The sequence below is a fragment of the Vagococcus allomyrinae genome, assembly GCF_017829975.1.
GTDB lineage: Bacteria > Bacillota > Bacilli > Lactobacillales > Vagococcaceae > Vagococcus_D > Vagococcus_D allomyrinae.
On sequence record NZ_JAEEGA010000035.1, the window covers coordinates 1 to 12,671 of the forward strand.

Sequence of the window (12,671 nt, forward strand, 5' to 3'; positions counted from 1 at the left end):
ATGTTAATGATACGGTCGGGAAACCAATATCAGTTTAACATTTTAGGAGGCTTTTTTAATACCTCGCTGGAAGCTCTAAGGAACCACCCGCATAGCAGGTGGTTTTCAAAACATATAAAAAAAACGCCAGTGAAGAAAAACCTCACTGGCGATCTGGTATTTAATTAAATTTTTGTTTAAAAAAGCGATAAGATAAAGGGTAAGAAATCGCGCATAGTCCCAGAGTTGTCACAAACAATATCAGAATTAAATGATTAACGGAAAATGAAGAAAACTGATTGAGGATCGTCACTTGACTTTTCTCAAAAAGATAACCTACTGTAGAAATAAGCAAAAAGAAAATTGCCACCAAACTCATAACTGCCAGCCGCGCTTTTTCAATGGAAAATTTGAACAGCAAGGGTAACGTTAAAATCGACAAGAGAAAACTGCCTAACAGTGCTACTCCCCCAAATAAAAAGATAAGTTGTGCATCAAACAGTTGGTTAATAAACAATTTTGCCACGAGCGTTACGAGGACAAGGAGCATCCCCACAAGACTAAGTAAACCACTTAACAGATATTTTGATGTTACATATTGTCGTAAACTGATAGGAGCAGTCAAAGCGTATGTTTCCCAATTACTAAACTGATCATAGCTAAAAGATGACATGGTCATCATGCTAAAAATAAAAGCTAGGGAGATCAACATACCATTGGATTTATCCGCCCATCCAGCAATTATAAAGATCACGGTCACAGCTGCCATGGTTTTCAAACTACGTTTCAAAATGATTAAATCTTTCACTAATAAGCCTTTCATCTTACCTCACCTTTCTTTATCATCAATAAGGTCGCTTCAATTGTCGCCTTTTCCACGACAATATCTGGATATTCTTTTAAAAACATTCTTCGATTGCTGATTAAATATTGAGTTGAAATTGCGGTTTTTAAACGATAGAGATAATCAATTTCACCGATATCCGCCAGTTGACTTGCAGTTAATTTGGCAATACCAAAGTCTTCTTGAAATTCCGCTTGATCAGTCGTTAAGACAATTTTTCCCCGATCAATAAAAATAACAGAATCAGCAATTTTTTCAATGTCTGAGGTAATATGAGAGGAGAATAGGATCGCTTTATCCTCTTCGATAAAGTCATAAAAAATATCTAATATCTCATCACGAGAAACAGGATCAAGGCCAGTTGTTGGCTCATCAAGAATTAAGAGTCGGGGATGATGAGCTAGGGCGGCAAAAATTTTCACTTTCGCTTTCATTCCCTTTGACAATTCTTTTAACACTTTTGATTCGGTGATTCCATGAGCCTTTAGCAATTCATTAAAATAAGGCTGATCCCAATTGTGATACATCTTAACTAAGACCGTTGCTATTTCCTTTGTGGTAAAATCTTCGTAAAAAAAAGCATCATCTAACACCACGCCTATTTGCTTCTTAATCGCAAGTTCTTGTTCTTGATTATCCAGTCCATAAATACTAACTGACCCTTTTGCATGTGAGATTAAGTTTAAAATGGCTTTGATCGTCGTCGTCTTCCCAGCACCATTTTCTCCGACAAATCCAACAATTGAACCTGACGGAACGTTGAATTCAATCTTATCTAAGGTAAATTCTGGATAAACAACTTCCAAGTTTTTGACTTCAATTGCGTTCATCATGACAACACTCCCTTTTCCGATTTTAACTCCTCAGCAATCAATGATCAGCCATAGGATTCTGATAATAATTCAATTAACTGTGTCAATGAAATATCGACAACTTTAGCTTGATCAGAAATCGACGATAATTGCTTCCTGAGAGACTTAACTGTTTCTTTTTGAATAAACTCCTTATCAATCTCCGCGACATAAGTTCCCTTTCCTTTAATACTATGAACAAACCCCTCTTGCATCAACATCTCATAAGACTTTTTGATGGTGATCACACTAACTTTTAACTCCTTTGCCAACCCTCTGATCGAGGGCAGTTCTTCACCACTAACGAGAGAATGATCCATAATTTGTGATTTTATCTGATCATAAACTTGTTCATAAATAGGTTGTTCTGAGCGCGCACTCAAAATAATTTCCATACCATCACCTCTTGCTGTATATATACAGTATACACACGTATCTTTTTACCGTCAACTAAAAAAAGCATTTCTTCCATTACATAACGATCAAGCTTCTTACTAAGAAAATTTTCAGAAAAAAAGTTTCAAACTATCCCACTATTCTCTTGACATAACAATTAATTTTCATTGACTTTCGACTCTTGAGATGATACTTTTAATAAGTTGTGTATATTTTAAAATTAAAGGAGATTATCATGGAACAAAAAGAAATCACAGTAAAACATCAATTAATTGACCCTTCGGCTATCGGCCTTTTCGGTTTAGCAATGGTAACACTTGTCGCCTCATCACAAAAATTAGGATGGACTGAAGGAGTTGGTGGAATTATCCCTTGGGCTTTATTCTTAGGTGGTGCTGCTCAACTAGTCGCAGGAGCCTATGACGCTAAATGTAATAATGTGTTTGGCGCAACAGCCTTCTTCGGTTTTGGTTTTTTCTGGTTTGGTGTTGCGGGATCTTGGATGATTCAAAACGGCTTACTAGGTGAACAATTAGCAGCCAGTTACGATCCAAAAGAATTAGGATTTGCCTTTATCGGTTATTTAATCTTTTCAGTCTTTATGACGATTGGTGCGGCTGAAACCCACAAGGTGTTATTCATTATTTTTGTACTGATCGACTTTTTGTTTATTGGTTTAGCTCTTTCGACTTTAGGGATTGCTCCTGACTTCTTCCACATGGTAGCGGCAATTGCAGAATTTTTAATCGCCATCATGTCTTTTTACGGCAGTGCCGCTGCTGTTTTAAACAAACACTTTGGTTATACCTTCTTACCTGTGGGCAAACCGCTTGGGATCTTCAAAAAATAACAAAAAAGATCAACTACCTTTTAAAAAGGTTAGTTGATCTTTTTTTGTGCTAACTGTTCTAAACGATCTCCCGTTAATCTAAATACCGTCCATTCATCCATCGGCTCTGCCCCTAACGACTGATAAAAAGCCACACTAGGATGGTTCTCGTCCAAACACCACCACTCTAGACGCCCGCAACCACGTTCTTTTGTCAAATGGGCCAACTCACTAATAAAGGCTGTTCCGTAGCCGACCCCGCGGTACTTAGGACGAATATACAGATCTTCCAAATAAATGCCTGAACGGCCTAAAAAAGTGGAAAAATTGTGGAAAAACAAAGCAAATCCCACGACATCTCCATCAACTACCCCAAAGATGACTTCTGCTTTATTCTTCTCAAAAAGCCATTCTGTTAATAAGGCTTCTGTTGCAACGACTTCAGATAATAATCCCTCATAATCCGCTAATTCTTTAATAAACTGCAAAATCATAGGCACGTCACTTACGTCTGCCGGTCTAAAACGAATCCTTGACATCGAAATCCTCCTATCCAAAAAAAACTGTCTGAAACTCTCAGACAGTCTATACTTACATTTTAGAAATCCATTAAAGCCAAAATATCATAGTCTTTAATTTTATCGCGACCGTGTAAATCTGTTAATTCCACTAAAAAAGCACAGCCGACGACCACACCGCCTAAGTTTTCAATCAGTTGGATAGTTGCTTCAATCGTCCCACCGGTTGCTAATAAATCATCACAAATCAGAACCCGTTGACCTGGTTGAATGGCGTCTTTATGTAAAGTCAATGTTGCTTCCCCATACTCCAAACCATAGTCCACTTCAATGGTTTCACGCGGTAATTTCCCTTTTTTACGAGCCGGTGCAAACCCAATCCCTAACTCATAAGCCACTGGACAGCCGATGATAAACCCACGAGCTTCTGGTCCAACGACCATGTCTACCTGCTTTTCTTTGGCATAGTCAACAATTTGTTTAGTAGCTTCTCGGTAAGCCGCACCATCACCCATCAACGGCGAAATATCTCTAAAGATAACACCTTTAGCGGGATAATCTGGAATACTTGCAATATAATCTTTTAAATTCACTATTCTTCCTCCTGTAGCAAAAGCCAGTCGCGTAACTCGCTAGCATTACTATATAATAAAAACTTTTCGGCTTCAATTTTTAACTCACGCTCTTGATAACTTTTGCTTTCGCTTAAGGCGCGATTGACTGGTGCTTGCACCTTGTTCATCACGCCACTGTCTATTGTAACAAATTCCAAGTCAAAAAACACTTGAATCATAAAAATTAACACACTTTCTTCAACTTTTAGAAACTTCGCAATATCTTTCGTTTTGTATCGAACATCTATCTGTTGATAGTGATCAATAAATTTGAAAAGTTTACCAAACTGTTCACGACTAGGGATACCATTCAAATAACACTGTTCCAGTGACTCAGCAAATAGATGCACCCTTGAGACTCCAAGCTGGTGAATCACCGTCTTAACATCTGCGGCATGAAGCCCACAATCAATGATAACCGCTTCTTGCCAATTTTGACCCTCTGGTATCTTGCCATTTTCCACCAGTAAGACCGTATGGGGAACTTGCTTGCTTAAGCGCCGGTAATTTTTTGCGTCAAATGTCAACAACACGGTCGAATCTTTTGAGTAATCCTCAGCATTAAACCTCTTGCCACGTAAATCAAATAATTGAAAATCCGCCACTTGATAATCCTTAACAAAAACTTGAGGCTTGCGATTCCCATTCCATTCATTTATTGATAATTGACCAACCAGTTGCAACTCATCGGCAGTGGCCAGCTCTTCCAGATCTTTCCCAAAATCAAAAGCAATACAATCCAGCAACTCATCATTTTGTGCCAGCTGAAACTTCAAATGATTTTGACCAGCGCCAATCTGTTTCAAATTGACGGCTTTCACCTGATCAAACATAAAGTGCGGTGAGGGATTATCCGTTCCAAAAGGAGCCAATAATGTCAGTTGTTGAATAAAATCGATCGTCCCTTCTGCAAGTGGTAAAATAGCCTCCACTTGTAATTCAGGTCCCTGTGAAAAATCGACCTTCGATTCGATCACAAACCCATCTAAAGCAGCCTGTAAATCGATCAGACGATCCATCGGTAATGACATACCCGCGGCCATATGGTGACCACCAAAATTAATAAAAAGCTCACTGGCCGCACTCATGGCATCAAACAGATTAACTTGCGTCACACTTCGGCCAGAACCTTTCGCCACTTGAGTTCGCTCATCAATGCCCAAAACCAATGCCGGTCGGCCTGTTTCTTGAACAATTCGACTGGCAACGATTCCCAGAACACCTTCATGCCAGCCGACCTTAGCTAAGACATAGATGCCGTGATTTGGCATGTCCTTAACCATTGCCAATGCTTCCTCGGTAATAGTTTTAACTATGGTCTGGCGCTCGCTGTTTTTCTGCTGAATGAACTCGGCTAGTTCACTGGCTTCTTCTTCATCAAAGGTGCTCAGCAGTGTCACACCAGGAGAAGCATCACCAAGGCGACCAATGGCATTTAAACGAGGTCCAATGCCAAAGCCAATATTTTCTTCTGTAATCACGCCTTGAGTCAAATCAGCTTGCTGACACAATGCCTGAAGACCAATTCGATCGCTCTGTTTGAAAATATCCAAACCTAATTTAACTAAAGCACGATTTTCTCCAGTGACCGATACTAAGTCGGCAATCGTACCGATCGCCACTAAGTCCAGCATTTCCATTGGTACCTCATCGAGCAAAGCCGTCGCTACTTTAAAAGCTACCCCAACACCAGCCAACTCTCCAAAAGGATAGTTCCCTTGGGGATGACGAGGATGAATGACCGCATAAGCCTCTGGCAATTCTTTCGGTAGTTCATGATGATCAGTTACAATAACATCGACCCCAACCGATTTTGCATAGTCAATTGCTTCATGGCCAGACACACCATTATCCACAGTAATAATCAATTGGATCCCACGTTCTTCAATGAGACGCTCGTATGCGGCTTTATTGGGGCCATAGCCATCTTTAAAACGATCTGGCAAGTAAAAGGACGCTTCGCCCCCAAGTAGCTCAATTGCCTCTTTCATAACAGTTGTACTAGTGATCCCATCTGCATCATAATCGCCATAAATCAAAATCGGCTGACCTTCACCAACCGCTGTTTGAATTCGCTCAATGGCACGATCCATATCAAACATTAAAAATGGATCGTGAAGCTGTTCCAGACTAGGAGAGAAGAAAGCTTCTAACTGCTCAACTGTTTGAATCTGGCGATGCCAAAGTAAATTAGCAAAAAATGCCGGAAATTGATGTTCCGCCAGCCAAGGAACTAACACCTCTGCTGCTGGATTATCCTGATGAATTTGCCATGAAAAATTAGCCTGTTTCAAAAATGTCCACTCCCTTTATCAAAAACTTTTAAGCAACTTGATGTTGTCTCTACACAAGAAAAATAGCACCAAAAAAACGATCCTGAATGGCTAAAACTCCCCATCCGTTGATTGCTTGTTTTAATTTTAAGCAACCAAAGAGGCGTCACTAAATAAACAGTGACTGCCACACTTATCTATTTACTTAAGAAGTTCCTACTAATTTCATTATACCAAAAAAAAAGACAAAAGGCTTGGAAAATTTCCGAGTCTTTCTCACTCGAAACGAAATAGCCAACCCGTTTACTGCGACTCTCCATTATGCGCGCTTGCTAAACACTTTACTTAAAAAAACTCCAGTAGGGACTCGACTAAAGAGAAAGGAAAAGAAAATCCATCTCCGCTACTCCGGAAATGGACTACCTTCTTAATTATGTTCCTCTGGGACTTCTCCGTTCGTCTCGATAAAAAGCTCACCTGTTAATTCACGAAATTGTTGCTCTAATTCGTCAATGCGCAACTGCTTTCCAGCAATCACTTGTTCTGTTTCAATTTTCTCAGCAGCAATTGCTTGTTCCACTCGCTCTTCTATTTCACTTTCATATCGGGCAATTGTCGTCTTCATTTCTTTAATTTCCTTACGTTGTTTCCAAAAACTAGAAAACCAAGTGACAAAAACAATCAGAGCACCCAAAACAGTAGAGCCTAAAATAATAAAAATCAATGGAGACTGAATTGTTGCAAAACCAAAATTCACTGCTACTTTATCAGTATTAATGACAGAAAAAATAGCCACAATAAATACTAAGATGAACCCGATAATGAGTTTACTTTGATTCTTCATGAGATCCCCTTCTCTTACTTCGTATTAAACAAATTGGCTGCAAAATAATCCCCCAGCCGTGGAAATAGGATATAGGCTTTACTGGCAACTTCCAGCACAGCTGGCCCATTAATTTCTCGCCGATTTGTCATAAAACTATTGACGATCCGTTCAGCCAGAGGTTGTGGCTGTAAAACCAACCAACTCACATTGGACAAATAATCCCCTGATTCGTCCGCTATCTCAAAAAAATCAGTGGCAATTGGACCAGGATTAACGGTTGTGACCTTCACTCCAAAAGGTTTCATTTCTAATCTTAGGGCATTGGAGAAACCTAGTACCGCGAATTTTGTAGCCGAATAAATCGTCGACTTAACTGTCGCCATTTTAGCGGCTTGCGAGGCAATATTAACGATATGACCTGTTTGGCGCTCCGCCATATCAAGAGCAATTTTTTGCGTCAGATACATAAGCCCTAAGACATTCACGCGGAACATTTCCTCAGCTACTGACATCTCAAAATCCGTGAAGTGACGGAACAATCCAAAACCAGCACAATTCACAAGGATATCGATCGGACCAAGATTTTGAGTGACTTTTTGATAAACCTCTTCGACATTATCAGGGTTGCCAACATCCAATTGAAAAGAGTGAGCCTCAAAATTCGACAACTCCGAACAGACTTCACGAACCTTCCCTATCAGATTAATGCGACGGGCACAAACGACAACTATCGCATTACGTTTTGCTGCTTCGTAAGCAATTTGCTCACCTAATCCTGCAGAGCCACCAGTTATGAGGACTATTTTCCCTGCAATATCAGCTTTTGGTAGAAACATGTTATAACTCCTTTCAGTAAGTGGCATGCTATCTCGTCATCACACACGAGAAGGCCCTTAGGAACAGCTATTTTTGGGGTTCTTCTTTACCTAAAAAAGGAATATCGATGCAATCAAAATCGCGCACCACTCGCGAATTCGGAAAAACAGCTTTGGCTTCAAGTTCCAAGTTTTTGGCATCATTTCCGACATAGCGAGCACTAATATGCGTTAATAATAGTTGTTTGGCTCCTGCTTCACGAGCAACTTCCGCCCCTTGTTTGGTCGTTGAATGATAATAGGCTCGAGCCAATTTACTTTCCTCTTGATTGAAGGTACTTTCGTGGACCAAGACATCGGCATCTTTTCCTAAAATAACACTGTTAGGGTGTTTGCGGGTGTCCCCTAAAATCGTCACCGTTCGGCCTTTTTGGGCATGACCAATAAAATCACGACCATCGATGATCCGACCATCAGGCAACTCGACCGTTTCCCCTTTTTTTAAGCGGCCATATATTGGACCAGATGGTATTTGAGCAGCTTTCAATTTCTCAACTTGGAGCTCCCCTTCGTGATCCGTTTCCACCACACGATAGCCATAGCACTCAATTCGATGATCGAGGGGCAGACAAGTTACTGTAAATTGATGATCCTTAAAAATAACCCCAGTCTCATCGATTTCGTTGTAAATAATCGGATACTTAACATGGGAATCAGAAATTTTTAAAGACGTTTCAACAAATTGTTTAATTCCTTTTGGTCCAATAATCGTCAAAGGAGAGTCACCGCCTTGAAAAGAGCGACTACTCAAAAAACCAGGTAAACCAAAAATATGATCTCCATGTAGATGAGTAATAAATATTTTCTCGACTTTGCGCGGTCTGATAGACGTACGTAAAATTTGTTGTTGCGTTCCCTCACCACAATCAAATAGCCAAATTGCGTTTCGCTCATCTAATAATTTTAATGCGACACTTGTCACATTGCGCTGTTTTGCTGGCACACCAGCTCCGGTACCTAAAAATTGTAATTCCATATCTTCCCTTGCTTTCTCTATTAATTTCTTACTAACAGTTGACAGAAAAGCTTCCGCTCAATTGATGACCAACATCAATAAAACGAACCGCTTCCGCTCATTCATATTACTAAGAAATAGATCAATGATGCAATACTTTTTTTCCCAGCTAAAAAGTATTCCACTCTCAGCTTAATTTATATCAGTCGGTGTGTCAGTCTCAGTTTTGTCATTGTTTTTTTTCGCTTCATCTTCCATCTTCTGTGCATTGGATATGTCTTCTTCCACCTCATCAAAATCTAAACGGGTAATGTGGCCACCTAAACGATTAAAAATCAAGTCATTTAACGGCCGATTATCATCCTCTTCAGCAATCAAAACCGCACCTGTTTGCCCTTCGCCAATTTGATTAGCGACTGATTCAAAAATGCTTTTAGCTTCTGTAATTTCCTTAGCATCCTTCGCTCCGCCAATCATGCTACCGGCAAACCAGCCCAACATCATCGGCAGAAAACCGCCAAAAAGTCCGATCAACATCCCAATCGTGCTACCTTTGGCACTGTTATTATTACCAGTAAAATCAATAAAATCTTGAATGTCAAATTTGTGGGTGCCATCCTTCCGATGGGTCACAACGGCCATCTGTTCCCCTTTAATCTCCCGTTTCATATGCATTTTTTTTATTTCTGAAAAAGCTTGATAAGAGATACTTTCCAAATCAAAGGTTAAAATAATCACTTTTTTTGCCATAATGTCACTCAACTCCTTAAATTTTCTATCCGTGATGAAACCATCACGGTTCATACGAACCTTATAAACCCCATATAATCATTGTACCAATAAATACGAGAATACCAAAATTTTAACGATGGTATTCTCCAAAAAAAAATGACAACCAACCGCAGTTGATTGCCACTTTAACTGAACCAGTTAATTCCGTATTTCCGATACCCTCTCAGACTTAATCAACAAATTCAAAAACAAACGATTCGATCCTAACTAGATCGCCATCAATCGCGCCTTTAGCACGTAAGGCTTCATCAACCCCCATACCTCGCAATTGACGGGCAAAACGCATCGTGCTTTCATCCCGATCAAAGTTAGTCATCTTAAAGAGTTTTTCCAACCCTTGACCAGATAATACCCAAGTGGAATCATCATCACGAGAAATTTCGAATTGTTTTTCTTCTGGCGTAAATTCATAACGGACCGTTTCTTCTTGCATTTCCTCATCATATAATGGGAATTCTGGCGTTGTTTCAATCAAATCAACAGTGGTACTTAATAAAGGTTCGATTCCTTTGTTAGACAAACTAGAAATTGGGAACACCGGAATTTTCTCAGCAAATTCATCCTCGATCCCAGCATACAGTTTTTCCTTGAAGATTGTTAAATTCGCTTCAGCATCAGGCATGTCCATTTTATTGGCAACAATAATTTGGGGACGCTCCATCAAACGCATGTTGTGAGATTCCAACTCTTTATTGATCGCTAGATAATCATCATATGGATCACGCCCTTCCATACCACTCATATCGATAACGTGTAAGATAACACGAGTCCGTTCAATATGACGCAGAAATTGCGTTCCTAGACCAACGCCTTGCGAAGCTCCTTCAATTAGCCCTGGCAAATCCGCCATAACAAAACTACGACCATCCGCAACGGACACTAACCCCAAATTAGGGACTAAGGTTGTAAAATGATAGGCGCCAATTTTTGGGCGTGCTTTAGAAACAATCGACAACAAGGTCGATTTCCCAACAGATGGAAACCCTACTAAACCAGCATCTGCTAAGACTTTTAATTCCAATTCAATAATGCGTTCATCACCCGGCTCGCCATTTTCAGCAATTTCTGGTGCTGGGTTCCGCGGTGAGGCAAACCGAATATTGCCACGGCCACCACGGCCACCTTTTGCCACGATCAGTTCTTGACCGTGAGCGATTAAATCTCCCAGTAAAGCCCCAGTTTCAGCATCTCTGACAGTCGTACCTGGCGGAACGGATACATAGGTATCTTTTGCTCCACGACCGTGCATTCCTTTACTCATTCCGTTTTCACCTGGGGTTGAACGGAAGTGACGGTTAAAACGGAAATCCATTAAGGTCCGTAGACCCTCTTCAACCACTAAAATCACATCACCACCGCGACCACCATCGCCACCGGCAGGTCCACCATCTGGCACGTATTTTTCTCTTCTAAAGGCAACCATTCCGTCGCCACCTTTGCCAGCCCGAACATCAATTTTTACCTGATCTAAAAACATGGACATTTTTTTGTCCTCCTAATCCTCTATATACACTCCGTAATATGATCCTACAAAATTCTCAGAGAAATCAAGTAGCATCTATATATTTCAAAAGTCTCTTATCATTTTAAGGGTTATCCCCCCGTTTGTCCAACAAATCATATAGAATAAGCAAAAAAAAACTGCAGAACGGTTAATTCCACAGTTTTTTCTCATTTTTACTATGATAAAACAGTAATTGTTACGGTACGACGACCCCATTGAATAGCATCAGCCGTACTCATATTTAAATCAATGATATTTCCTTGAATCGCCCCACCAGTGTCAGCAGCAATGGCTGTTCCATATCCTGGGACATAAACAGTACTACCTAGTGGAATAACACTTGGATCGACAGCAATCACTTTGTCACCCGTACTAGAAATTTGATAGCCACTGGCAGTTAACCCTCCAAGGCTAACCCCGTCATAAGCCGTGGTTTCAACTGTTAATGTCTGACCTTGTGGCGTTGCCTCAACAGCAGGGGCAACTACTTCCGCCGCTGGCTCAGGAGCAACTTCAACCACTGCCGCAGCTTCTTCAACTGTCGCAACTTCTGGTTGTGTGGCTATTTCTTCCTGAGTAGCAGGTGTAATATTCCCATCAGCAGATAATTTTAATTTTTGTCCGACATAAATTAAATCGGCATTTGCAATATTATTAGATTCAGCAATTGTCATGTACTTATCAGCAGCACCTAAGTAGTCAAATGAAAGTTGAGATAACGTATCTCCAGCTTTTACCATGTAAATGCTATCTGCAAATGCAGTACTTCCCATGCCTAATCCAACTGTTGCGATTGTGACTAATCCGATTACCTGTTTCTTTAAATTCATTATGTAATAACTCTCCTTGTTTGGAACCTCTTTGTAGGTTCAGGTTGTGTTCCCTTGAGAACGAGATAAAGCATAACAAGGCGATATTACAAGGCAATATCAATTCCGTTAACATCACATTAAGCTGAGGCTTTTTTTATGTCGAATTGTCTGATAATTTAGAAATCCTTATTTAGCAAGGGGCGAACAAATGTTTTTTGATGTTTTTTTCTGAAAATAAATGAAAATTTGTAATATAAAAACAAGTCGCTTACTAATAATAAGAAAAAGAGCTGCTTATGTTACAAAACGACGACAAATATTATCTGTTTTTATCGTTCTCTAATTGAACAAAACGGCGTATTATCAGGCAATTGCACACCTATATTCAAAAAAAAACAGCAATTAATCACTCGTTTCTACTATATATTGAACCTCTCATGACTAAAGTCACAAGATTCTTGGGAAAAAAGCATACTTGACAGCGTATTTCTTTACTATCAGCGGTGTCTTTTATTTACCAAGCTATCCCCGCAGTTCCTACGGTTATTGAGTTTATCTAGGCTAATCTTAGACCTTCGGTCAAGATATTGACACTGGCATTAA

13 protein-coding genes are annotated in these 12,671 nt (G+C 40.0%); 1 reads left to right on the top strand and 12 read right to left on the bottom strand.

Annotation, left to right across the window (positions count from 1 at the left end; genetic code table 11):
* Nucleotides 1-160: 160 nt before the first annotated feature.
* From I6N95_RS26645 to I6N95_RS26655, 3 genes are read right to left on the bottom strand one after another with little or no spacing between them, the layout of a single operon-like run.
* Nucleotides 161-802, bottom strand: coding sequence for an ABC-2 transporter permease (locus I6N95_RS26645; RefSeq protein WP_209533167.1), 642 nt, complete (start codon nt 800-802; stop codon nt 161-163).
* Nucleotides 799-1,653 (bottom strand): ABC transporter ATP-binding protein, encoded by an 855-nt coding sequence (locus I6N95_RS26650; RefSeq protein ID WP_209533169.1) that lies wholly within the window; start codon nt 1,651-1,653, stop codon nt 799-801. The genes I6N95_RS26645 and I6N95_RS26650 overlap by 4 nt, the downstream gene beginning before the upstream one ends.
* A 47-nt stretch (nt 1,654-1,700) precedes the next feature.
* The gene (locus I6N95_RS26655; protein WP_209533170.1) at nt 1,701-2,069 is read right to left on the bottom strand and encodes a GntR family transcriptional regulator; all 369 of its coding nucleotides are present in this window, start codon (nt 2,067-2,069) and stop codon (nt 1,701-1,703) included.
* Nucleotides 2,070-2,305: 236 nt separating this feature from the next.
* Here I6N95_RS26655 and I6N95_RS26660 point away from each other — a divergent pair, with 236 nt between their 5' ends.
* Nucleotides 2,306-2,920 carry an acetate uptake transporter gene (locus I6N95_RS26660; RefSeq protein WP_209533172.1) on the top strand — a complete coding sequence of 205 codons (615 nt, stop codon included), beginning with the start codon at nt 2,306-2,308 and terminating at the stop codon, nt 2,918-2,920.
* 29 nt (nt 2,921-2,949) lie between these two features.
* On the opposite strand, the gene I6N95_RS26665 is transcribed toward I6N95_RS26660, so the two are convergent.
* From I6N95_RS26665 to I6N95_RS26705, 9 genes are all read right to left on the bottom strand, one after another.
* Nucleotides 2,950-3,438 (bottom strand): GNAT family N-acetyltransferase, encoded by a 489-nt coding sequence (locus I6N95_RS26665; protein ID WP_209533174.1) that lies wholly within the window; start codon nt 3,436-3,438, stop codon nt 2,950-2,952.
* Nucleotides 3,439-3,497: 59 nt separating this feature from the next.
* A complete protein-coding gene (locus tag I6N95_RS26670; RefSeq protein ID WP_209533176.1) occupies nt 3,498-4,010 on the bottom strand; it encodes an adenine phosphoribosyltransferase in 513 nt (170 codons plus the stop codon).
* On the bottom strand, nt 4,010-6,325 hold the full coding sequence (gene recJ / locus I6N95_RS26675; RefSeq protein WP_209533178.1) for a single-stranded-DNA-specific exonuclease RecJ: 2,316 nt from the start codon (nt 6,323-6,325) through the stop codon (nt 4,010-4,012). Before recJ ends, I6N95_RS26670 begins: the two co-directional genes overlap by 1 nt.
* Before the next feature lie 406 nt (nt 6,326-6,731).
* Nucleotides 6,732-7,148 carry a LapA family protein gene (locus tag I6N95_RS26680; RefSeq protein WP_209533180.1) on the bottom strand — a complete coding sequence of 139 codons (417 nt, stop codon included), beginning with the start codon at nt 7,146-7,148 and terminating at the stop codon, nt 6,732-6,734.
* 14 nt (nt 7,149-7,162) lie between these two features.
* Entirely contained in the window at nt 7,163-7,966 is an 804-nt protein-coding gene (locus I6N95_RS26685) for an SDR family NAD(P)-dependent oxidoreductase (protein WP_209533182.1), read from the bottom strand.
* A gap of 67 nt (nt 7,967-8,033) precedes the next feature.
* Nucleotides 8,034-8,981 carry a ribonuclease Z gene (gene rnz / locus I6N95_RS26690; protein WP_209533184.1) on the bottom strand — a complete coding sequence of 316 codons (948 nt, stop codon included), beginning with the start codon at nt 8,979-8,981 and terminating at the stop codon, nt 8,034-8,036.
* 171 nt (nt 8,982-9,152) lie between these two features.
* Entirely contained in the window at nt 9,153-9,710 is a 558-nt protein-coding gene (locus tag I6N95_RS26695) for a DUF1269 domain-containing protein (protein WP_209533186.1), read from the bottom strand.
* Between the two features lie 211 nt (nt 9,711-9,921).
* Nucleotides 9,922-11,235 (bottom strand): GTPase ObgE, encoded by a 1,314-nt coding sequence (obgE, locus tag I6N95_RS26700; protein WP_283809029.1) that lies wholly within the window; start codon nt 11,233-11,235, stop codon nt 9,922-9,924.
* 197 nt (nt 11,236-11,432) lie between these two features.
* Nucleotides 11,433-12,086, bottom strand: coding sequence for a 3D domain-containing protein (locus I6N95_RS26705; RefSeq protein WP_209533189.1), 654 nt, complete (start codon nt 12,084-12,086; stop codon nt 11,433-11,435).
* Nucleotides 12,087-12,671 lie beyond the last annotated feature (585 nt).